The 22406-nt window shown below is 70.2% G+C and carries 20 protein-coding genes; 9 read left to right on the top strand and 11 right to left on the bottom strand.

The genetic code is table 11. The annotated features are described in order from the left end of the window. The first annotated feature begins 64 nt into the window (after window positions 1-64). Window positions 65-1180, top strand: coding sequence for a dienelactone hydrolase family protein (locus tag AC792_RS02250; RefSeq protein ID WP_049828963.1), 1116 nt, complete (start codon window positions 65-67; stop codon window positions 1178-1180). Between the two features lie 86 nt (window positions 1181-1266). Here the strand turns inward: AC792_RS02250 and AC792_RS02245 are convergent, their stop codons facing one another. The 7 genes from AC792_RS02245 to AC792_RS02215 form a co-directional block, all read right to left on the bottom strand. Then, a complete protein-coding gene (locus AC792_RS02245) occupies window positions 1267-2307 on the bottom strand; it encodes an LLM class flavin-dependent oxidoreductase (RefSeq protein WP_049828962.1) in 1041 nt (346 codons plus the stop codon). A gap of 55 nt (window positions 2308-2362) precedes the next feature. Next, a complete protein-coding gene (locus tag AC792_RS02240) occupies window positions 2363-2569 on the bottom strand; it encodes a tautomerase family protein (RefSeq protein WP_049828961.1) in 207 nt (68 codons plus the stop codon). Between the two features lie 9 nt (window positions 2570-2578). Next, complete coding sequence (locus tag AC792_RS02235) at window positions 2579-4060, bottom strand: aldehyde dehydrogenase (protein ID WP_049828960.1); 1482 nt, start codon at window positions 4058-4060, stop codon at window positions 2579-2581. Next, entirely contained in the window at window positions 4053-4811 is a 759-nt protein-coding gene (locus tag AC792_RS02230) for an alpha/beta fold hydrolase (RefSeq protein ID WP_235436307.1), read from the bottom strand. Before AC792_RS02230 ends, AC792_RS02235 begins: the two co-directional genes overlap by 8 nt. Continuing rightward, a complete protein-coding gene (locus AC792_RS02225; RefSeq protein ID WP_049828959.1) occupies window positions 4808-5359 on the bottom strand; it encodes an amino acid synthesis family protein in 552 nt (183 codons plus the stop codon). The genes AC792_RS02230 and AC792_RS02225 overlap by 4 nt, the downstream gene beginning before the upstream one ends. Further along, window positions 5356-5988 (bottom strand): amino acid synthesis family protein, encoded by a 633-nt coding sequence (locus tag AC792_RS02220; protein WP_049828958.1) that lies wholly within the window; start codon window positions 5986-5988, stop codon window positions 5356-5358. The genes AC792_RS02225 and AC792_RS02220 overlap by 4 nt, the downstream gene beginning before the upstream one ends. Window positions 5989-6054: 66 nt before the next feature. Continuing rightward, entirely contained in the window at window positions 6055-6747 is a 693-nt protein-coding gene (locus AC792_RS02215) for a GntR family transcriptional regulator (protein WP_049828957.1), read from the bottom strand. Window positions 6748-6876: 129 nt separating this feature from the next. On the opposite strand from AC792_RS02215, the gene AC792_RS02210 reads away from it, so the two are divergent. From AC792_RS02210 to AC792_RS02200, 3 genes are all read left to right on the top strand, one after another. Beyond that, window positions 6877-7821, top strand: a complete 945-nt coding sequence (locus tag AC792_RS02210; protein ID WP_049828956.1) for a flavin reductase — start codon at window positions 6877-6879, stop codon at window positions 7819-7821. 52 nt (window positions 7822-7873) lie between these two features. Beyond that, on the top strand, window positions 7874-9475 hold the full coding sequence (locus tag AC792_RS02205; protein ID WP_235436306.1) for a BCCT family transporter: 1602 nt from the start codon (window positions 7874-7876) through the stop codon (window positions 9473-9475). A gap of 69 nt (window positions 9476-9544) precedes the next feature. Continuing rightward, window positions 9545-11050, top strand: a complete 1506-nt coding sequence (locus AC792_RS02200) for an NAD-dependent succinate-semialdehyde dehydrogenase (RefSeq protein WP_049828954.1) — start codon at window positions 9545-9547, stop codon at window positions 11048-11050. 106 nt (window positions 11051-11156) lie between these two features. Here the strand turns inward: AC792_RS02200 and AC792_RS02195 are convergent, their stop codons facing one another. Next, on the bottom strand, window positions 11157-12722 hold the full coding sequence (locus AC792_RS02195; protein ID WP_049828953.1) for a chitinase: 1566 nt from the start codon (window positions 12720-12722) through the stop codon (window positions 11157-11159). 203 nt (window positions 12723-12925) lie between these two features. Between AC792_RS02195 and AC792_RS02190 the strand changes: the two genes are divergently transcribed. Beyond that, entirely contained in the window at window positions 12926-15394 is a 2469-nt protein-coding gene (locus AC792_RS02190) for a glycosyltransferase family 2 protein (RefSeq protein ID WP_235436305.1), read from the top strand. Window positions 15395-15425: 31 nt separating this feature from the next. On the opposite strand, the gene AC792_RS02185 is transcribed toward AC792_RS02190, so the two are convergent. Then, window positions 15426-16889: a protein adenylyltransferase SelO gene (locus AC792_RS02185; RefSeq protein ID WP_049828952.1), complete on the bottom strand. Its 1464-nt coding sequence runs from the start codon at window positions 16887-16889 to the stop codon at window positions 15426-15428. A 120-nt stretch (window positions 16890-17009) separates the two neighbouring features. Between AC792_RS02185 and AC792_RS02180 the strand changes: the two genes are divergently transcribed. Next, window positions 17010-17705 (top strand): DsbA family oxidoreductase, encoded by a 696-nt coding sequence (locus AC792_RS02180; RefSeq protein WP_049828951.1) that lies wholly within the window; start codon window positions 17010-17012, stop codon window positions 17703-17705. A gap of 3 nt (window positions 17706-17708) precedes the next feature. On the opposite strand, the gene AC792_RS02175 is transcribed toward AC792_RS02180, so the two are convergent. Then, window positions 17709-18563, bottom strand: a complete 855-nt coding sequence (locus AC792_RS02175) for a metal-dependent hydrolase (protein WP_049828950.1) — start codon at window positions 18561-18563, stop codon at window positions 17709-17711. 135 nt (window positions 18564-18698) lie between these two features. On the opposite strand from AC792_RS02175, the gene AC792_RS02170 reads away from it, so the two are divergent. Then, window positions 18699-19676: an MsnO8 family LLM class oxidoreductase gene (locus tag AC792_RS02170; RefSeq protein WP_049828949.1), complete on the top strand. Its 978-nt coding sequence runs from the start codon at window positions 18699-18701 to the stop codon at window positions 19674-19676. A gap of 41 nt (window positions 19677-19717) precedes the next feature. Here AC792_RS02170 and AC792_RS02165 read toward each other — a convergent pair whose 3' ends face one another. Beyond that, the gene (locus AC792_RS02165) at window positions 19718-19972 is read right to left on the bottom strand and encodes a hypothetical protein (protein WP_049828948.1); all 255 of its coding nucleotides are present in this window, start codon (window positions 19970-19972) and stop codon (window positions 19718-19720) included. 373 nt (window positions 19973-20345) lie between these two features. Between AC792_RS02165 and AC792_RS02160 the strand changes: the two genes are divergently transcribed. Beyond that, complete coding sequence (locus tag AC792_RS02160) at window positions 20346-21206, top strand: YsnF/AvaK domain-containing protein (protein WP_049828947.1); 861 nt, start codon at window positions 20346-20348, stop codon at window positions 21204-21206. 3 nt (window positions 21207-21209) lie between these two features. Further along, on the top strand, window positions 21210-22343 hold the full coding sequence (locus tag AC792_RS02155) for an aminotransferase class V-fold PLP-dependent enzyme (RefSeq protein WP_049828946.1): 1134 nt from the start codon (window positions 21210-21212) through the stop codon (window positions 22341-22343). The last annotated feature ends 63 nt before the right edge of the window (window positions 22344-22406 follow it).

Below are 22406 nucleotides of genomic sequence, written 5' to 3'. Positions count from 1 at the left end.
CAGGGGCTCTGCCGGTCAGCCTACTGTCCGGCGGATCGATCCGTCCCCGCCGTAGAGTGCAGGCATGATGCCTCCCTCTGCCATCGCCGGGTACGAGGACTGGCCGGCCTTCTGCGAACGGCCGCGCCATCGCGGCACCGGTGAGCGGGCGGACCGGCTCGTCGCCGTCCTCGGTGTTCCCGCGCAGGCCGGGACCCCTGAAGTGTCCGTGGTGTCCGAGCACGTGGTCGACGGCGTACGGCTGCGGGAACTGGGCTGGCAGCTGCCGTTCGGTCCTCGCACCACCGCCTGGTCCCTGGAGCCGGAACAGCACGACGGCGCCCTGCCCGGCGTGCTGTGGCTGCACTGCCACGGCGGGAACAAGTTCCTCGGTGCGGAGCGGCTCGTGGACCGCGGCGCCGGAACGGATCCGTCGGTCCGGCGGTTCCAGGCCGAGCTCTACGAGGGCAGGGCCGTGGCCAACGAGCTGGCCCGTGCAGGGTTCGCCGTGCTGGTCCACGACCCCTTCGCCTGGGGCAGCCGGCGCTTCCACCTCGATCCGCCGCCCACCCGCACCGCGGAGCTGCTCGCCGTGCAGCAGGCGGCCTGGGCGGCTGCCGGAACCGTCCCGGACGCCGCAGCCGTGTACAACGCGGCGGCGGCGTACCACGAGAACACGATCGCCAAGACCGCCGGCATGCTGGGGACCAGCTTCGCCGGCATGGTGGCGCACGACGACCTCGCGGCGCTCGCGGTGCTGAAGGGTCTCCCGGGTGTGGACGCGCACCGGATCGGTACGGGTGGATTCTCCGGTGGTGGCGGGCGGGCCCTCGTGCTCGCCGCCCTCGCGCCGGAGGTCCGCGCGTGCGTGGTGGCCTGCATGATGACCACCTTCGCCTCCCTGGTGCCGTACCACCTCGAACACCACTCCTGGTTGCTCAACACCCCCGGGCTCGCCCGCGCGTCCGAGTGGCCCGGGGTGGCCGCCGTGTCCGAGCACGCCCGGTTCCTCGTGCAGTTCGCCGCGGAGGACGCCCTCTTCCCCGTCGACGGCATGCAGGAGGCGGACGAGGAGCTGCGCAGGCTCTTCGAGCACGACGACGGACGGTACCGGGCCGCCTGGCACCCGGGTGGGCACGTGTTCACGGCGGCGTTCCTCGAGGAGGTCGCGGACTTCCTGACGGAGGTGCTGGGGGAGTAGACGGCGCAGTCGCCCCGAGTGCTTCGGATGCTCGGGTAGTACGGTGCCCGACCGGGCCGGCCGTCGGGGGCCGGCCCGGGAAGTGCTCAGGCGAAGGCCGGGACGACCTCCTCGACGAACAGTTCCAGTGAGGCCTTCTTCTGCTCGTGCGTCATGCTGTTGTCGATCCAGTAACCGAACTCGTCGACGCCGAGCTCCTGGTAGTGCTTGATCCGCTCGATCACCTCGTCGGGTGTGCCGATCATCGCCGACCGGTGCAGGCTCTCCGGCTCGAACTCCGCCCGGCCCGCGAACTTCTCCTCGGGCGAGGGTTCGAGGAAGCCGTCCGTGGGGGTGGTCCTGTTCCCGGCCCAGGCATCGAAGGTCCGGTAGTAGCGGTTCACGGCGGCTGCGGCGTCGCGCCATCCCTCGGGGTCGTCGGCGCTGTGCACGTGTGTGTGGCGCAGGCACATGATCTCGGGCTTCTCCGCCCCGGGGAACTTCGCCACCGCGTCCCTGGTCTTCTCGGTGAGGTCCGCCACCTCGGCGTCGTCCTTCATCAGGGGAGTGACCATGATCTTGTAGCCGTTCTCCACCGCGAACTCGTGGGACTCCGGGGAGCGCGCCGCCACCCAGATGGGGATCTGCTCCTGGACGGGCTTCGGCACGCTGGTGGAGGTGGGGAACTGCCAGATCTCGCCCTCGTGCGCGTAGTCGCCCTGCCAGAGGGCCTGCATGGCGGGCAGCAACTCACGCAGGTGCTTGCCGCCCTCGGCCGCCGGCATGCCGCCCGCGAGGCGGTCGAACTCGAACTGGTAGGCGCCACGCGCTATGCCGAGCTCGAGCCGACCGTTGCTGATCACGTCCACCAGCGCGGATTCCCCGGCGGCCCTGATCGGGTTCCAGAACGGGGCGATCAGCGTACCGGCGCCGAGTCGGATGGTCTCCGTCTTCGCCGCGAGGTACGCCAGGACGGGCATGGGACTGGGTGAGACGGTGTACTCCATGGCGTGGTGCTCGCCGGTCCAGACGGTGGAGAACCCGCCCTTCTCGGCGAGCTGGACCAGCTCCACGAGATTTTCCATGAGTTCGCGGTGACCCACGGTGGCGTCCCAGCGTTCCATGTGGGCGAAGAGTGAGAATCGCATGTGTAGTGCCTCCTGTGGTGGTTGCAGATGGTGAAGTTCGCGTGTGCGGAGAACGTCAGGCCGGGTCCGGCCCGGTCCTGAGCTCCGCGATGGTACGGTCCGCCTTGGACCAGTGGGTGGAGGGCACCTCGCGGATGATCACGGTGGTGTTCTCCGGGAGTGCGCCGACCGTCTCCTCCGCTGCGCGGTGGAGTGCGGAGACGAGGGCGCGCAGCTGTTCCGGGCTGCGTCCCTCGGCGATGGACACGTCGATGAGCGGCACGGCTGATCCCTAACCGCGCATCACGAAGGGGTCCGCGACCGGATCCTCGTCCGTGTTGATCCACACGCTCTTGAGGTGGGTGTACTCGTGCATCGACTCCAGCCCGTGCTCGATCCCCACGCCGCTGCTCTTGTAGCCCTGGCGCGGGGACATCGGTGACATGGCCCGGTAGGTGTTCACCCACACCGTGCCCGCCTCCAGCCGGCGACTCATGCGGTGCGCCCGGGCGAGGTTCTGGGTCCACACCCCGGCCGCGAGCCCGTAGTCGGTGTCGTTGGCGAGCCGCAACACCTCCTCCTCCGTGTCGAAGGGCATGATCGCTGCCACGGGGCCGAAGATCTCCTCGCGGGTGACACGCATGGAGTTGTCCACCCCCGTCAGGACGGTGGGCGAGTAGAAGTAGCCGGGGAGGTCGACGTCGGGGCGGTTCCCCCCGGTGAGCACCGAGGCACCCTCGGAGATGCCCAGCTCCACGTAGGAGCTGACCTTGTCCCGCTGCGCCTCGAACGCCAGCGGGCCGAGCTCGGTCTCGTCCAGCAGCGGGTCACCGATCACGATGCTCCGTGCCCGTTCCGCGACGCGTTCCAGCAGCTCGTCGTAGACCGAGCGGTGCGCGAAGACGCGGCTTCCCGCGATGCAGGTCTGGCCGGCGGCGGCGAAGATGCCCGCGACCACGCCCATCGCCGCATTGCCGACGTTCGCGTCGTCGAAGACGATGTTGGGGCTCTTGCCCCCGAGTTCCAGGGTGCAGCCGATGAAGCGGGCGGCGGCCGAGGCCGCGATCCGGGATCCGGTGAGGGTGGATCCGGTGAACGAGATCTTCGCGATGTCCGGGTGGTCCACGAGGGCGGCCCCGGCCTCCGCCCCGAAGCCGCTCACCACGTTGACGACGCCGTGGGGGAAGCCCGCCTCGACGGCGAGTTCGGCGAGGCGGAGCACGGTCCGTGAGGTGTACTCGGAGGGTTTGATGACCACCGTGTTCCCGGCGGCGAGCGCCGGGGCCAATTTCGAGGTGGTCAGCGTCAGCGGTGAATTCCACGGCGTGATGGCACCCACCACGCCGAGGGGCTCACGCTGCGTGTAGTTGAGCATGAACACGGAGTTCGTGGGGATCTGGCTGCCCTGGACCTTGTCGGCCAGCCCGGCGTAGTAGTACAGGTACTCGGGCAGGGTGGTCAGTTGCCCGCGCATCTCCCGCAGCAGCTTGCCGTTGTCCCGGGACTCCATGCGTGCGAGTTCCTCGGCGTTCTCGCCGATGAGGTCACCGAGGCGACGGAGCAGATGCCCGCGCCGGGTAGGGGAGAGGTCACGCCAGGAGGCGTGCTCGAAGGCCCTGCCCGCAGCCGTGACGGCGGCATGGACATCGGCCGAGGTGCCGCGGGCGGCGGAGTAGAGCACCTCCAGCGTGGCGGGGTTGGTGCTCTCGAAGTACTCGCCCTCGATGGGTGCCACGTACTGCCCGCCGATGAAGTGGTCGTATCGCTCAGCCATGATCTTCTCGATTCGGTTCGGTGATGAAGTGGTGGATGATGCGCGCCAGCTCGTCCGGCTGCTCCACGGGGAGCATGTGACGGGCACCGGGGACGACGACGGCCCGGGTCCCCGGGATCGCTGCCTCGAGCCGACGGGTCATCTCCGGGGTGGAGCCCGGATCGAACTCACCCGTGACAGCCAGGGAGGGCACGCGGATCCGGTGGAGCTCGGTCCCGATCTCGGTATCGGCGGTGGCGAACACCTCGTAGGCGTGGAGGTAGGACTCCACCGGGTTGGCCAGGAGCGTGGCGCGTGTCTGCTCGATCCGATGCCGGTCGACACCCTGACCCTCCGGGTACCACCGGGTGATCGAGGCCTCGACGCTGCCACGGAAGTCCGACCTCGCGGCGTCGAGCCGCCGGCGCACCTGCATGGACTCCTCCGGCGTGCGCCGGCAGACGGAGCTCACGCTGGCGAGGGAGGCGACCAGATCCGGACGGTGCACGGCCAGGTGCTGTGCGATCAGCGCACCCAGCGAGAACCCCACGATGTGGGACCGTCCCGGCAGCCGCCCGGCGACGTCCTCCGCGAGGTCCTCCAGCGAGACCGGTGCGGTGAGCGCTGGTTCACTGCCATGACCGGGGAGGTCGAGGGAGACGACCGTGCGGTCCGTGAGCTGCCCGAGCGCGGTCTCCGCGGGCTCCCACATGGTCCGGTCCAGCCCGACACCGTGGAGGAGGACGATCGGGAGGGGCTGGGACTCGGTCACTGTTCGCTGCTCAGGGGGGCCAGGCGTTGCTGGGGGCGCCCCTGGGCAGCTGCCGCGAGGGCGATCACGATCTCCCCGGCGTGCGGCGCGTCGGCCAGGCGTACCTCGATGCTCTGGTGGTGGGAGCGGATGGTCGCGTCGGTGATGTGCTTGAGCGGGATGTCGAAGGTCACTCCGGCGGGTCCGCGCTTCTCCACCGCCGGCAACAGTGTGGTGGCGGAGGCGGCGTCCCGGAAGTGGTTCCCGAACTTCAGGGTGTGGATGAGGGCCGAGCCGTGCTCGATCTCGCCGTCGAGCCCCACGATCGCGGCCTTGCCGAAGGCCTCCACGGGTGCTCCGAGGGCTTCCACCACGCGCGCCGCCAGCAGCGCACCGACATCGGATGCCGTGGCCTCGATGCCCGGGTTCAGGTCCTCGACGAAGCCCTGTCCGGCCCATGGGTTGGCGATGACCGCGGCGACCACGGCCACGCGTGCTGCCGGTTCCACCGGGCGTCCGCCCTCGGCGAGGACCTCCTCGACCAGGGTGACGATCTTCCGTGTGCTCATGCGGGTGCTCCTTCGAGGATGGTGGAGGTGACTGCGGGGTCGGTGTTGCGGTCCCCGATGCGGGGATGCGGCCGGGGGCCGGTGGAAGCCGCGACGACCACCACGATCTCGTCGGGTCGCGGCCCGTCGCCGACCCGGGCGGTGATGGTCTGGTAGTGGCTGCGGGTGGCGGCGTGGGTCTTGTGCCACATGGGCACCACGAGCGGCTGACCCGCCTCGGCGCGATCGTCCGCGAAGCAGATGATGGAGGTGCCCTCGAGGAACTCGCGGACCAGGTTGCCGAAGTACGGGGTGTGGATCAGGGCGGCGGCGTGCTCCAGCTCGCCTGCCGTGCCCACGATCGCGGCCTTGCCGAAGGCCTCGACCGCGTCCGCGCCGCCGAGCCCTTCGAGGAGCCGGTCGGTGAGGGCCAGGGCGAGCTGCGGGGCCAGGGACTCCGTGGTCGCAGCGAGGTCCGTGTCCGGTCCGGTGCCCGACCACGGGTTGCGGACCACCGCCGCCACGGTCGCGCGCGTGATCGAGGCGGCTGGTCCCTTCCCGTTCTCGGCGATGATCTCCTCCTGGTAGTAGACGATCTTGCGGATGCCCGATCCGGGAACCCGTTCGGCCACGTGCGGGGTGAGGGTCATGTCAGGCCCTTTCGATGCTGGGTGGTGACGGTGTGCGGTCATCGGCCCCGCCCCGGGGCCGATGCATCAGGTGTGCAGCTGCACCGGGGCCGTGCGGGCGTCGGTGAGGACCTCACGTGCCGAGGCGTGGACATGGTTCCGCATCGCGGCTTCGGCTCCGAAACTGTCCTTGTCCCGCAGCATGCTCAGCACCACCCGGTGCTCGCTGGTGGACGCCTTGATCCGGCCCGGGTGCTCGGCGGTCCGGAGGACGAGCCGATGGTAGGCGAGCTGGTTCATCAGACGGTCGTAGTGCTCCACCAGCTTGGAGTTGTCGGCTCCGGTGATGATGGTGCGGTGGAACTCGTGGACGAGCTCCGCGTACCGGACGGCGTCCTCCGCGGACGTCGCCCGGTCCGACTCCTCGATGTTGTGCTCGAGGACATCCAGTTCCGGTACGGGGCCGCGGCGGGCCAGGAGGCCCGCGGCGAGGCCTTCCAGGCTCTCCTTGATCTGGAAGAGCTCCACAATCTCCCTCCGGGTGGGTTCCCGGATGAAGGTGCCGACCTTCGGGCGGATGTCCACGAGCCCCTCGTGCTGCAGTTGTTTCAGCGTCTCGCGGATCGGGGTGCGGCTCACCTCGAAGGCCTGGGAGAGGAAGACCTCCGAGAGTGGTGCACCCGGTGAGAAGCTGCCGCTGAGGACGAGCTGCCGTACCCGGTCGAGCAGTGGCAGGTCATCGATCACTTCATCGTCCTTGAAGTTTTCGGTCTGTTGCATGCAACGAACGCTAGACGGCGAGCGTGGTGATCGTCAAGAACCGTAAGAGGGTCAGCCTTTATGGCCACCTGGAAAAACTTTTCTCCATATCCCTTGTAGTTGATTGTGATCTGGATTACGTTCACTACCATGCAACAGACCTTCCAAGAGACTCTTGATTCCACCTGGCAAGCTGCTTGGGACCACGGCGACGTGGGTGCCCTGGCGTCGATCGTCACCCCCGAGTACGTACGTGTCAGCCGTTCCAGCGGGAACAGCTCCACCCTGGCGGACCTGCAGGGTGAGATCACCGCCATCCGCTCCGGGTTCCCCGACCTGGTGACCACCATCGACGCGGTGGTCGTCGAGGGTGATCAGGCGGCGATCTTCTGGACGTCCACGGGAACCCATACGGAGAACTTCCTCGGTGTACCGCCCACGAACCGTCGGGTCCAGACCCGTGGCTGCAACCACGCGAACCTGGTGGGTGGCAGGATCGCCCGGGAGGAGGTCACCTGGGACGGCTCCGAGCTGCTCCACAGTCTGGGGGTCCGCCACCTCAGCGACACGCCCTCGACCCCGCCCGAGGTGACCGTCGAGGACTTCTCGGGCGACCCCGACCCGCAGGTGATGAAGACCTTCAACCGCCAGTTCATCACCGGCGTGACCGTGGTGACCACCCAGGACGGCGACACGCCGCGGGGTCTGGCGGTCAACTCCTATGCCTCCGTCTCGCTGGAACCACCCCTGGTCATGGTGTGCATCCAGAAGACCTCCTCCACCTACCCGGCCCTGTTCGCGGCCACCCATCTGGGCATCAACATCCTGGGGACGAACCAGCGGGAGACCATCGCGACCTTCGCCTCCAAGACCCCCGACAAGTTCGCGGAGGTCGACTGGCACGCAGCCCCGAACGGCAGCCCGCTGATCGACGGCTCGCCGGCCTCGCTGGAGGCCGAGATCCGCGAGCGGTTCCAGGCGAAGACCCACACCGTGTTCATCTGCCGGGTCCGGCACGCCGAGGTCGTCGAGGCATCCCCCATCATCTACAAGGCCGGCCGTTTCTACGACAGCGACGACCTCACGCAGCTGTGATCCATCCCCAGCAGTAAGTCCACCCTCCTCGTCAGAGAAACCGGAGAAACCCGTGGTCCAGCATCTCGACAAACCAGCCTCGACGCGGTCGCGCAGATACACGCCGAGCACCCGGCCCGGGGCGGTGTTCATCGCGTCGATCGCCTTCATCGTGGCCTTCGTGCTCTGGGCCGCGCTGTCCCCGGAATCGCTGAACAGCACCATGACGGCGACGATCGACTGGACCACGGGTTCGGTCGGGTGGAGCTACCTGATCGTGACACTGCTCAGCATCGGTCTGCTGCTCTACCTGGCGTTCAGCCGGTACGGCAGCATCCGGTTGGGCACGGACAACGAACCACCCGAATTCAGCACCTGGGCCTGGCTGGCCATGATCCTCTCGGCGGTCATGGGGGTGGGGCTGATCAGTTACGGCGTCGCCGAGCCGATGTCCCACTTCATGGCTCCCCCGCATGCGCTCGCCGAGCCCGAGACCATGGACGCGGCGGTCCTGGCCATGCAGTACAGCTTCTTCGACTGGGGACTCCACGCGTGGGCGGTGTTCGGTGTGTTCGGCCTGGCCATCGGGTACTCCACGCATCGCAAGGGCCGCCCGGGGCTCGTGTCCCCGATGCTCCGCCCGGTTCTCGGCAAGCTCGTGGACGGCTGGGTGGGCAAGGCGATCGACGTCTTCGCGATCATCGCCACGCTGTTCGGCACCACCACGTCCCTCGGCCTCGGCTCGTCGCAGATCGCCGAGGGCCTGAGCCGCATCGTCGGCCTACCCAATACCCTGTTCACGCAGATCGTCATCATCGCCGTGATCACGATTCTCTTCACCCTCTCGGCGCTCTCCGGGGTGGACAAGGGCATCAAGTACATCAGCGAGATCACCATGGGACTCTCGGCGCTGCTGGCGGTCTACGTGTTCGTCGCAGGTCCCACGAACTTCATCACCAATCTCTTCTTCCGCTCGGTGGGCCAGTACGCCACCGAGTTCTTCACCACGAGCCTGACCACGCCCTCGACACCCGACGACCTCCAGTGGATGCAGTGGTGGACCTACTTCATGATGGCGTGGTGGCTCAGCTGGGGTGCCTTCGTCGGCGTGTTCCTCGCGAAGATCTCCAAGGGCCGCACCGTCCGCCAGTTCGTCACCGGTGTGCTCGTGGTTCCGAGCCTGGTGTTCTTCGCCTGGTTCACCATCTTCGGCGGCTCGGCCATCAGCATGGACATGCAGGGCGCGAACATCGGCGAGGCGACCACCGCCAACATCAACTCCGCCTTCTTCGCGATGCTCGACCAGCTACCGCTGACCCAGGCCACGGCGGTGCTGACGGTGATCCTGGTGGCCCTGTTCTTCATCTCCGGTGCCGACGCGAACACCTACGTGCTGAGCATGCTCTCCTCGAAGGGCACGCTGAACCCCACCAAACCCGTCCTGACCCTGTGGGGTGTGCTCACCGGTGTCTGCGCGGTGTTCCTCCTCGCGCTCGGCGGGCTCGTCGCGCTGCAGCAGGCGGCGATACTGTCGGCGCTGCCCTTCACGATCATCGTGGCGATCCTCGGGATCTCCCTGATCCTGGAGCTGCGCCAGGACCCGGAGTTCCAGCCCCTGCGCCGGGCCCGGCTCAATGACATCCCCCGGCGGACCTCGAGCACCCACGACGGCTGAGGCGTCCTGCTCCCCGACAAGATCCCCGGCCCTCGTCCCAGCGACTCCACGAACGGAAGAGACCCACATATGAGCAGCACCACCCTCGACGCATCCACGCTCGGCACGAGGATCGATGGCGTCCTGCAGCGAACCCCCACCGGACTCCTCATCGGGGGGCACTGGCGGGAGGCCTCGGACGGCGGCACCTTCGACGTCGAGAACCCGGCCACCGGTGAGGTGCTGGCCACACTGGCCTCGGCCACCCGCGAGGATGCGCAGGCCGCGATGGATGCCGCCGCGGACGCCCAGGAATACTGGGCGCGGACCTCGTCCCGGTCCCGGTCGGAGATCCTCCGCCGGGCCTTCGACCTCGTCCAGGAACGGGCCGAGGACCTCGCGCTGCTGATGACCCTGGAGATGGGCAAGCCGTTCCCGGAAGCACTCGGCGAAGTGAAGTACGGCGGGGGGGTCCTGCGGGGGGTCTCCGAGGAGGCCGGCCGTGGCTACGGCCGGGACAGCGAGGCCCCCGAGGGAACCCTGCGCATGCTCGTGAAACGTAAGCCGGTGGGTCCGTGCCTGCTCATCACCCCGTGGAACTTCCCGCTGGCGATGGCCGCCCGCAAGGTGGCCCCGGCCGTTGCGGCAGGCTGCACCATGGTGTTGAAGCCGGCCCGCCTCACGCCGCTCACCTCGCAGTACTTCGCGCAGCTCATGATCGACGCCGGTCTGCCGCCCGGGGTGCTCAACGTCGTGGCGTCGGCGTCGGCTGGGAACGTCTCCGAACCGATCCTGGCGGACCCGCGCCTGCGGAAGATCTCCTTCACGGGCTCCACGCCGGTGGGCAAGCAGCTGATGAAGCTCGCCACCGACAACGTGCTGCGGACCTCCATGGAACTCGGTGGGAACGGTCCCCTGATCGTCTTCGAGGACGCGGACATCGACAAGGCCGTCGCGGGCGCCATGGCGGCCAAGATGCGCAACATGGGTGAGGCGTGCACGGCGGCCAACCGGCTCCTCGTCCACGAGGACGTCGCGGAGGAGTTCGTGACCGAGCTGGCCGCGCGGATGTCCGCCCTCACCGTCGGCGACGGGACGCGCGAGGGAGTGGACGTGGGCCCCCTCGTGGAGGCGAAGGCACGGGACTCCGTGGAGGAGTTCGTGAAGGAGGCCGTGGACGGCGGGGCGAGAGTGGTGGTCGGCGGGTCGCGTGTGAACGGACCGGGGTACTTCTTCCAGCCCACCCTGCTGACGAACGTGTCCAGGGACGCCCGCGTGATCCGCGAGGAGGTCTTCGGCCCCGTGGCACCGGTGATCACCTTCGCCACCGAGGACGAGGCCGTGGAACTGGCGAACTCCACCGAGTACGGACTGGCCTCCTACGTCTTCACGGAGAACATCTCGCGCGGGCTACGGATCGGTGACCGCATCGAGTTCGGCCTGATGGGGTTGAATGTCGGCGTGATCTCCAACGCCGCCGCCCCGTTCGGGGGAGTGAAGCAGTCCGGCATCGGCCGTGAGGGTGGTGCCGAGGGCATCGCGGAGTACACCACCCTGCAGTACGTCGGGATCGAGAACCCCTGGGACGCGGCCTGAGCAGCGTGACGACGTCCGGCCCCGCCTCCACGGGTCGGCGGTCGGCGACGGACAGGAACCCGAAGGGCAGCTCGAGCAGATCCAGGGCCCCGGGAACCCGGGCCCCTCAGCCCTCCTCCGGCTCCGTCCCGAGGAGCTTCACCAGGGCGGCGTCGTCGAGCTTCATCCAGGGCGAGGCGTCCGAGCCCTGCTCCGCCGCCTCGGGGCTGTCGCGCTGGCTCCACCACTTCGCCTCGTACACGCGCCCGTCCACGAGGATGCGGTCGCCCCGCCCGTACACCGTCTCCGGATCCCACTCGGGGTAGAGCCCGGCGGGGGCGGTGACCACGGGGACGGGCCGCTCGTTCGGCAGCACCGGTCCCAGCAGCGTCCACGGCGTCTCCTCCGCCTGCAGCACGGGGTTGTCCGGGACGTCGCCCTGGGTCCAGTACTTCGCCACGTACACGTTGCCGTGCCACACCACGCGGTCCTCCGTGCGGTAGGTGCCGACGTCGGACCAGATCGGGTACGGGCTGGTCTCGGGATCGTCCTCCACGAGGGCCTCGGGAGTCTCCTCGACCAGCGGCTCGTCGGAGAGGGTGGCGGCGCGGCCCTCGAAGTCCGCCCCCAGGATCGGCGCGAACGCCAGGCCCTGCTGGTCGATGCCGCTGCAGGAGTCCGAGACCACGGTGGTGTCCGCGTAGTTCTGGCTGCAGGTGGCGTCGCGGTTGAGGGACCACATGGACATGCGTCCGGCGCCGCGCTCCAGGGCGAAGGCGTTGAACGCGACGGCGTCGTCGAGGGTGAACACCTCGCCCTTGACGTCGTTCTGCCCGATCATCGGGGTGATCCCGATCTTCCGCCACGCGGCCTGCGGACCGATGTCCTGGCCCGCCCGCTGGTACAGCACCTGGAGCTGCCGGTGCGTGGCCTCGGCCGCGTTCTGCGACGCGGTGAGCATGCTCATGCCCTCCGTGCGGCTGCCGCCGTAGTCCATGGTCATCACGTTCACCCCGGCGAGGTCCACCCCGGCGGCCAGGAACTGCGCCACGGCCGCGGTGCCGTCCGCCGTCAGCCCGGTGGGGGCCACCGGCAGGGTGAGCCACACGTTCAGCGGGCGGTCCGTGCCGGCACGCTCGGCCTGCAGCGCGGCCATCGCCTCCGCGCGGCGCTCGCCGGCCTCCACGTCCTTGAGGTTCTCGCCCTCGATGTCGAGGTCCACCGTGCTCAACCGGTAGCGGTCCACGACGGCGGCGTAGGCGTCCTGCAGAGCGTCGGGATCGGTGCAGGCGGTGCCCAGCTCGTCGTTCAGCAGGCCGCCGAAGGAGACGGTGACCTCCCCGCCGTCCTGCACCAGGCGTGCCACCCGGCGGTCGAGGTCCAGTGCGGACTCGGCCTGGTCCAGGGTGTAGTAGGTGCCCCAGGACGGGACGCAGGGCCGCTCGGCGTCGGCCACGATGAAGGAGAGCATCACGGACCCTCCCGTCTGCACCGCGGGGTCCTCGAAGGCGTACGTGGGCGTCGCGGTGACGTCCACGTACCCGGCGAAGAACGCACCGGTGCTCTCGGCCGCGCGGGCGTCCTCGTACCGGTTCCACCCGAACAGCATGCTGTAGCCGGCCACGCCGACGACGACGGCGAGGACGGTGAGGCGGAGGACGGACAGTTTCCTGCCGGGAAAGCGTGCAGACACGGAGAACCCCAGATCGGTGTGGGAGCAGCGGAGCCGATGCGCTTGAGACCGCGAGAAGCTGCTCGAGGCTCAATGCTACTGGGGTTGCCCCCGTCCGCAATGCCTAACGGGTGGCGTCCCGGGTGCCGAGAGTTGCGCACGACACCGGGTCCCCGCATGGGGTGGGCCCCGGCCGGAACGTGTCCGTCAACTGCTGGGTAGCCATGTCCAAACACCGCACCACCGCGCCGTCCTCCCGGCGTGCCCCCGCCGCCGGTCGGACGACGCCCGACGGGTCCTCCGCCGTCGACCCCGTGCACCCGGAGGCGGGCGGGCCGTCCGCCGTGAAGCGCGGTCCGAGGCGGCGGACCAGTGCTCCCGTCCAGCTCCCCGCGCCGGAGACGGCGTCCACCCGGCGCCGGCAGTGGGGTGCGGAGCGGCGTTCGGAACCGCTCTCGATCGTGCACCCGACGCCGTCCTCGCGGAAGATCGCCCTCGGTCGGCTCGCGATCGTCACCACCGTGCTCGCCTGGGTCACCTACATCATCACCACGATCGTGCGGCAGTTCGCGGACAACCCGAATGCGGGGTTCCGGTTCCAGATCGAGGCGGTCTCCTACCTGATCGTGGTCACGTTCCTCACCTTCTCGGCCCTGCTGTACCTGGTGGCACGCCAGGGTGCGCTGTACCGGTTCCGGGACCACACGCGCGTGCCGCGCGGCGAGCTGGACCGGCACTTCGCCCACCACGCCGAGGGCATCACCGTGCTGGTGCCCTCCTATGCGGAGGAACCCGCCGTCGTGCGTGCCACGCTGTGGTCCGCGGCGCTGCAGGAGTTCCCCGACATCCGGGTGGTGCTCCTCCTCGACGACCCGCCGTCCCCGACCGATCCCGTGGTCAAGGAGCGGCTGGATGCCACCCGGGCACTGAGCCTCGAGATCGAGTCGGCGCTCCTGGAACCCTCCACGCAGGCCACCCGGGCACTCGCCGCCTTCGAGGAACGGCTCGCGGCGGCGGCGGACCCCGCCCCCCCCCGCGGCGACCACCCGCCGCTGATCGCGGCCTACGAGTCCGCCGCCGTCTGGCTCGAGGACATGGCCGACGCCGAGAAGGTGGAGGACCACGTGGACGAGTTCTTCGTGGACCTCGTGGTCATGGGGCTCGCCCGGGAACTGCGCCTGACCATGTACGCGCTGAACGCGGCCCTGGTCCAGGAGCAGTGCCCGGAGCCGGACCGCGTCCGCGAGCTGTACGTGCGGCTGGTGCGGATCTTCAACACCCGGTTGGAGACGTTCGAGCGCAAGGCCTACGCCTCGCTCTCGCACGAGGCCAACAAGGCCATGAACCTCAACGCCTACATCTCGCTGATGGGGCGGCGGTGGCGGAGGGAGCAGGTGGCCACCGGCACGGTGCTGCGTCCCTTCGCGGACGGCGAGGGGACGGGGGACGACGACGTCATCGACGTCCCCGACTCCACCTACCTGCTCACCCTCGACGCCGATTCGCTGCTGCTGCGGGACTACTGCGTGCGGCTCGTGTACCTCCTGGAGTCGCCGGGCAACGAGCGGATCGCCGTCACCCAGACGCCGTACTCCTCCTTCCGCGGTGCTCCCACGCGCATCGAGCGGGTGGCGGGTGCGACGACGGACATCCAGCACATCCTGCACCAGGGGATGTCCTACTACGGCGCCACGTTCTGGGTGGGGGCCAATGCCGTGATCCGGAAGCGGGCGGTGGAGGACATCGTGGAGGTGGAGAACGTGGGCGGCTTCGAGGTCAAGACGTACATCCAGGACCGCACCGTCATCGAGGACACCGAGTCCAGCGTGGACCTCGGCACCCACGGCTGGACGCTCATGAACTACCCCGAGCGCCTGAGCTACAGCGCCACCCCACCGGACTTCGGGTCCCTCGTGGTGCAGCGCCGCCGCTGGGCCAACGGCGGTCTGCTCATCCTGCCGAAACTGTGGGTGCAGCTCGCCCGACGGCGTCACCTGCGTGAGCAGATCCTCGTCCGCGAGGTGCTGCTGCGCGTGAACTACATGGCGTCGATCGCCTGGGCGAGCTTCGGGCTCGTGTTCCTCCTCGCCTATCCGTACGACAGCCGGCTCCTGAGCCCCGTGGTGTTCCTCGCCGCGGCGCCCTACTTCCTGGCGATGGGCAGCGACCTGCGCGACTGCGGGCACCGGTTCTCGGACATCTTCCGGATCTACGGCTTCAACCTGGTGCTACTGCCGGTCAACCTCGCCGGTGTGCTGAAATCCATCCAGCAGGCGTTCACCGGGGACAAGATCCCGTTCGTCCGCACCCCGAAGGTCAAGGACCGCACCGCCGCCCCCGGGTTGTACGTGGTGATCCCGTACGCCATCGTGATCTTCTCGCTGCTGACGCTCGCGCGGGACGTGTCCGAGCAGAACTGGGGCAACGCCGCCTTCGCCGGGCTGAACGCCACCCTGGCGGCCGGTGCCATCCGCGCCTACATCGGCATCACCGACTCGCTGGTGGACATGTGGCTCGGTGTCCTCAACTGGCTGTACGTGAAGCCGCGGGTCAGGAAGGTGGAGGTGTCCAAGGTGGTCGCGAAGACGGCGGCGGAGGCCGACTGGGCATCGATCCTGTACCACGGCGACCGCCGCCTCAACCGGGACCTGCGCTCCGGGAACGACCGCCGTCGTCGGGCAGGGGTGCGGTAGCCGCAACGCGGAAGGCTGCTGGGTACCGGCTTCAGGTCCCGCAGTACGTCGTGTACGCGCCGAAGTCGTCGGGTGCCCCGGCAGCGTAGCGCTCGAGGCCCGGGCGCTCCTCGAACGGGTGGGCCAGGACGCCGTGCAGGCGCTCCAGGGGCTCCAGGTCCCCCGCCGTCGCGGCGGTCAGTGCCTCCTCCACGAGGTGGTTCCGCGGGATGTACACGGGGTTCACGCGGTCCATCGCATCGGCGTCCGGGTGCAGTGCCAGCCAGCGCTCGGCCCAGGCGTCGAAGCCGGCGACGTCGAGCACCTGGTCCCGCGCCGGCCGCGCGTCGCCGCGCACCACGGACCCCAGTCCGCGGAAGAAGGACGTGTAGTCCACGTGGTTGTCCTGCAGGAGGGTGAGCACGTCGTCGGCGAGCGGGGAGGCGATCTCGTCCGCGACGTCGTCGGGCAGTCCCAGCTTCGCCTTCATCCCGGCCAGCCATGCGGCGCTGTACTGCGGGCGGAACTCCTCCAGCGCCGCGACGGCGAGCTTCACGGCCTGTTCCTGGTCCGTATCGATCAGCGGGAGCAGGGTCTCGGCGAGGCGCGCGAGGTTCCACTCGGCCACCAGCGGCTGATTCGCGTAGGCGTACCGGCCACCGTGATCGATGGAACTGAATACGGCGGAGGAATCGAACCTGTCCAGGAACGCGCACGGGCCGTAGTCGATGGTCTCGCTCGAGACGGTCATGTTGTCCGTATTCATCACGCCGTGCACGAACCCCACGAGCATCCACCGCGCCACCAGCGCGGCCTGGGCCGACAGCACGGCGCGGAACAGTGCCAGGTACGGGCGGTCGGCGCCGGCGATCGAGGGGTGGTGGCGGGCGATCGCGTGATCGGCGAGGCGCGTCAGAAGGTCCCGGTTGCCCGAGGCCGCGGCGAACTGGAAGCTGCCCACGCGGAGGTGGCTGCTCGCCACGCGCGCCAGCACGGCGCCGGGCAGTTGCGTCTCCCGGCGCACGTCACGGCCGGTGGCCACCACGGCGAGCGCCCGGGTGGTGGGGACGCCGAGGGCGTGCATCGCCTCGCTGACGAGGTACTCGCGGAGCATGGGGCCGACGACGGCGAGCCCGTCGCCACCCCGGGCGAAGGGGGTGCGGCCCGAGCCCTTGAGGTGCAGGTCGCGGAGCTGCCCGTCGGTGTCGGTGAGCTCGCCGAGGAGCAGGGCCCGGCCGTCGCCGAGGCCCGGGTTGAAGCTGCCGAACTGGTGGCCGGAGTAGGCCTGCGCCACCGGCGTCGCGCCCTCCGGCACTGCGGTGCCCGTCAGCAGGGCCAGGCCCGCGGGGGAGCGGAGGAACGCCGGGTCGAGGCCGAGCTGCTCGGCGAGGGATTCGTCGAGGGCGAGGAGCCGTGGCTCGGGGGCGCTCTCCGCCTGCCACGGAACCGCCATCTCGGGGAGGTCCCGTGCGAAGCGGTGGTCGAAGGTGACCCTGGAGGTGAGAGGTGCGCTCATCTCTCCACGGTACGCCCGGTGTTCACGGCGATGACATCCCGAAGGTGCCGGTTGCGCATCCTGCCTCCGGTCGGGAACCGGGCGGGAATAGCGGCCGATCCCGCTGAGGTTGTGCAGGGCATGCGCATAGAGATCTGGTCCGACGTGAAATGCCCGTGGTGCTTCGTGGGGAAGCGCCGCTTCGAGAAGGCCCTCGCGGACTTCCCCCACAGGGAGGACGTCGAGGTCACCTGGAAGAGCTACCAGCTGGACCCCACTCTCCCCGAGCACTACGACGGCACCGAGGAGCAGTACCTCTCCGAGCGTAAGGGCATCGCCCCCGAGCAGCTCCGCCAGATGTGGCAGCACCTCTCCCAGCAGGCCGAGGGGGAGGGCCTCGCCTTCGACTTCGACCGGATCGTGGTGGGCAACAGCTTCACCGCGCACCGCTTCCTCCACCTCGCGAAGGCCGCCGGCCGGGGCGACGCCGCGAAGGAGGCCATCATGTCCGCCCACTTCGAGCAGGGGCTCGACACCTCCGACGTCGACGTCCTCGCCTCCCTCGGTACCGGCATCGGTCTCGACGAGGCGGAGATCCGCGAGACGGTGGCCGGTGACCGCTTCGCCGACGACGTCCGCCGCGACACCCAGGAGGCCCGGACGCTCGGGGTGCAGGGCGTGCCGTTCTTCGTGGTGGACCGGAAGTACGGCATCTCCGGTGCCCAGCCGGTGGAGGTGTTCCGGCAGGCCCTCGACACCGCGTGGCAGGAGGCCCACCCGCTGGTGTCGCTGACGCCGTCCGCTGACGGCCCGGCCTGCGGGCCGGAGGGCTGCTGAGGATCAGCCGAGGCCCGAGAGCTGGGTGAGCGTGGTGCCGCCGGCGTCGATCTCGGAGATGGCCAGGGCCACCCCCGCGACGGCGTAGAACGAGATCGGCACCAGCAGGCACCACTCGCGGGCGGACCCGGCGTTCCCGAGGATCGGCACGGCGATGTTGCCGCCGGGCCGCCACATCCGGGAGATCACCGGGACCTTCGCGAGGCTCCGCGGGCGCTTGACGCGCAGCGGGTACAGGGGGTTGCAGCCACCGGTGGTCAGCAGGTCCCCGAGGATGTGCACCACCACCCCGATGCCCATGGCCAACGGGAACCAGAACTGCTCCTCGGGGGCGAAGGCCGTGACGAACGCCCCGGCCGTCAACCCCACCACCCAGGGGAACTTCCGCAGGCCGTCCGGGATGATCTTCAGGGCCTTCGCCGCGAAGGAGACCAGGAGCACCGTCAGCACACCGGCCCCCGGATAGACGGTGCCGAACGTCCCGGTCTCCACGGTCCACAGCCCGGCGACGAACGCCACGGCCACGAAGGCCACCACGCCGAGCAGCGAGTGGGTCCCTTTGCGGTGGCCCCCGGACACGGCGCCGATCGCCGAGCACACCACGTTGGAGACCGGCGGGAGCGAGTGGGCGATCGTGGCGTTGTGGTGGTCGGCGTCGGGGAGCAGCGCGGCTCCCGCGGTGACCAGTGCGCCGGTGACCACGCCCACCGGGCTCACCTCCAGCAGCCGGAACCCGAGGTCGAAGGAGTCGGGCAGCACCGGGACGACGGCGCTCAGTGCGCCGAGGTCCACCTCGATCTGCGTGGTGGCGGCAACCCAGGCGGCGGCGCCGCAGGCAGCATGGTGGGCGCCCATCATGGTGGGGGATCCTCTCGGTGGGACGCCCCGGGCCTCGGTCGGGTCCGGTGACGACATCCCATCCTCACCCGTACCACCGTCATTATCGGATCCGGCGCCGAGGAATGCCGCTCCCTGCCGTCCGGTTCCCCTGGTATGCCCCTTCCTTTCACCGGTCTGTCCGTCCTCGACCGGGCCCAGACCCGTGCAGGGGACTCCGAGGCGGCCACCCTGCGGCGGGGGGTGGGGCGTGCGCAGCGGGCCGAGCAGCACGGGGACCCGCGCCTCTGGGGGGCGGAGCACCCCGGCGGCCCGGGGGTCGCCGGCCCTGCCCCGGCGGGGCTCGCCGCCGCGATCGCCCCCCGCACCCCCTCGATCCGGGGCGGCCCGGGCGGCATCATGCTGCCCAACCACCGGCCGCTCGTGGTCGCCGAGCAGGCTGCCACCCTCGCCGCGCTGTCCGGCGGCCGATTCGATCTCGGGGTGGGCCGCTCGCTGGGATTCACCCGGCCGGTCCGCACGGCCCTCGGCGCGGGCAAGGAGGACGCCGCGCGCTTCGAGGAGGACATGATGGAGCTGCTGGACTTCCTGGCCGGCGAAGCGTCGGTGACCGCGCGTCCGCGGGACGGCGGGCGCACCCCCGTGTTCGTGCTCGCCACCGGGCAGGGCGTGGACATCGCCGCGCGGGCCGGTCTCGGCGTCGTCCTCGGTGGACCCGGCCTGTTCAGGGAGGAGGATCCGGCCCTCCGGCGCTACCGCGAGGCCTTCCGGCCGTCACCGTGGTGGGACGCTCCCCACGTCTCGGTGTCCCTGAACGTGGCCGTGGCCCCGACGACGGCGCAGGCCCGGGACCTGCTGCTCCCGGAGGCCCGGGCGCTCGCGGTGTCCCGTACCGACGGGTACTTCCCGCCCCTCGAGGGCCCCGACCGCAGGCAGCTGACCTCGCGGCCGGAGGCCCGGGTGGAGAACGCACTCGCCACCGCGGTGTCCGGGGCGCAGGCCGAGGGGGCGGGTGGGGTGGGAGAGCTGCACGCGCGCACCGGTGCCGACGAGCTCCTGGTCAGCGGCGGGGCGGGGGGCCCCGAGGCGCAGTCGCGGTCGGACGCGCTCCCGGCGGATCTCGCGGCCCCCTGACCGGCCGGCTTCCGAGGTCCGGTGGTACCGGGTGCGAGGCGTCAGCCGGTGTAGGTGTAGGTGCCCCCGCTCGGCGCTGCCGACGACGTGCTCACGTAGGTACCGCGGGTCGCAGGGGCGAGGGGGCCGTGCTGCGAGAAGGCATCCGTGCGCGTCACGTAGGCGCCCTCCGTCGCCGGGCGGGCTGAGCCGGTCGTCACGTAGCTGCCACCGAAGGGAGCCGGGGCACCCTGCTCGGGAACGGAGGGTGAGGCGGTGGGGCGCCGTACGGGCAGTGGTCGGTCGAGGATAGTCATGGGGTGATGTTCCTTCTGTCGGAGGGGATGCACGGCATCGTGGACACGGCGGGCCGGGAGCATGCCGGGGGTCGTGGTCGAGCGGGACCGCGGATCGTGGTCGAAGTCGCTCGTCGATCTCCGCGGTGTGATCGGGAGACCGTCTGTCTCGAGCCTAGGCCTTATTGTGATCTACTCAAAATAAATGAGACGTCAGTTCCGTCACACCCTGCGGACCCCCCCTGCTCCCACGTGGGCGGCGCCGCTCCCGCGATGACGGGCCGAGGCGCCGGTTCCCGCAATAGTAAGTGTGCTTGTCATCGTGTGGACGGTCGACCTACGCTGACCGTGGATCGCCGATCGACGGCGGACGAATCCGATGACAGGACCACGCATGCTCACGATGGACGACCTCGATCCCCTGCTCGACTCCCGGACGGCGGTGCTCACGCACCAGGGGGAGGGGATGGGCCCGATCGGCGAGGTGTACCTGGACGAGACCGCCGAGCAGCCGGTCTGGGTGACCGTCCGCACCGGCCCGTCCGGTACCCCGAACTTCGTGCCGCTGCGGGGCGCCACGGCGGAGGGCGACCACCTCGTCGTCGTCCCTCCGCGCGCGCTGATCGAACAGGCTCCGTCGATCGACGGTGACGGCCACCTCGGTGCCGAGGAGGAGGCCGCACTCGAGGCGCACTACGGGCTGGCGGGCGGTGCGGGGGCGGGCGGGCCGGACGGGGCGGTGCGGGACGACGACGGTGCACCCTGGATGATCCGCTCGGAGGAGCGGCTCAGGGTGCGGACCGAGCGGCACGACGCCGGCCGGGTGCGGTTGCGGAAGTACGTCGTCACGGAGGAGGCCCGGGCAACGGTGTCCCTGCGCAGGGAGCAGCTCCGGGTCGAGGTCGAGCCGATCACCTCGGCGCACCCGGACCTCGACGAGGACGCGTTGTTCCAGGAGCGGTCCGTGGACGTGGTGCTGCGGGAGGAGGTCGCGGTGGTCGGTGTGGAGACGGTTCCCGTGGAGCGGGTGCGGATGGACACGGTCACCGTCGCCGGGCGGGCCACGGTCCGGGAGGAGGTGCGGAAGGAACGCATCTCCACCAGTGTCGACGGCGAGCCTGCGCCCGGCGCCGTGTCCGGGAAGGCGCGGAGAACCACGGGGAAGGCCTCCCGACGCCGGACGGAGGGCGAGAACTCCTCCGACATCGTGCGGAACCGTCCCAATGCCCTCCTCAAGGGGAAGAAGCGGCGCTGACCCATGGCGATCGATCCCACGCCCGACGAGCTGTTCGCGACGTACGAGTCGGCCTTCTCCGAGCTACCCGGGTTCCTGAACTTCGCGAGCTACGGCCCGCCGTCCACCAAGGTCCGCGATCACGTGGCACACCTCATGGGGATCGCCGGGGAGGCCGGGCCCGACGCCGTCGAGCTCCTCTTCGCCGAGGAGGTACGGGCCCGTGAGGCCTTCTCCAGGTTGAGCGGCTTCCCCCTCGATCAGGTGGGACTGACCGGCAGCACCTCGCTCGGTCTGTTCCAGGTGGCCTTCGGTCTCTCGCGCGGGACGGTGCTCGTGAGCGCCGGCGAGTTCCCGTCCAACACCTATCCCTGGCTCCGGAACAGTGAGGCCGGACGGGCGCGCGTCGAACTGATCGGCGAGCCCGGCACCCAGGTGACCCCCGACGTCGTCGCGCGCGGGTTGACGGCGGACACCGTGGCGGTGAGCGTCAGCGCCGTCGACTTCCGCACCGGGTACGTCGCGGACCTGGCCGGTATCCGGGAGGTCATCGGGCCGGACCGACTGCTCGTGGTGGACGGCATCCAGGGCTTCGGCGTCGCGGACCTCGAGTGGACCCTCGCGGACGCGCTGATCGCCGGCGCCCAGAAGTGGGTGCGCGGTGGCTGGGGCATGGCAGGGCTGGCCGTGTCCGAGCAGGGCCTCGAGCGGATCGAGCCCCTGCTCACGGGCTGGACCGGGGGGGCCGGGGCACACCGGTACAACGGCGAGGGACCCCCGCCGCTGCCGGGTGCGGGGCGGTTCTCCGTCTCGAACCTCTCGCCCTACGCGACCGGATCCTTCGCCGAGGCCCTGGAGCTGGTCGAGACGGTGGGCGTGCAGGCGCTCCAGGGTCTCGTCGCGACGCACGCCGGCGCACTGATCGACCACCTCGATGCGGCCGGGGTCACGGTGCTGTCACCGAGGGAACGGGACCGCCGCGCCGGGATCGTGGTGGCCGGCGTCCCCGGGCGGGCTGCGGAGGCACGGGAGGCGCTCGCCGCCGCCGGGATCACTGTGACCCGGCACGGGGAGGACCGCATCCGTTTCGCCGTCCACGCGACCACCCGGTCGGAGGTACTCGGCGAAGCCGCCGCCGTCGTGGCCGCCTTCACCTGACCGCGGAGGCGGCGGGGGCCGGCCGGGGATGACGACCCCCGCCGTCGCACGGACGGCGGGACC

The sequence above is a fragment of the Arthrobacter sp. RIT-PI-e genome (genome assembly GCF_001187915.1).
Lineage (GTDB): Bacteria > Actinomycetota > Actinomycetes > Actinomycetales > Micrococcaceae > Arthrobacter_D.
The sequence above is the reverse complement of the archived record's forward strand: the minus strand, read 5'-3'. Positions and strand labels throughout refer to the sequence as shown.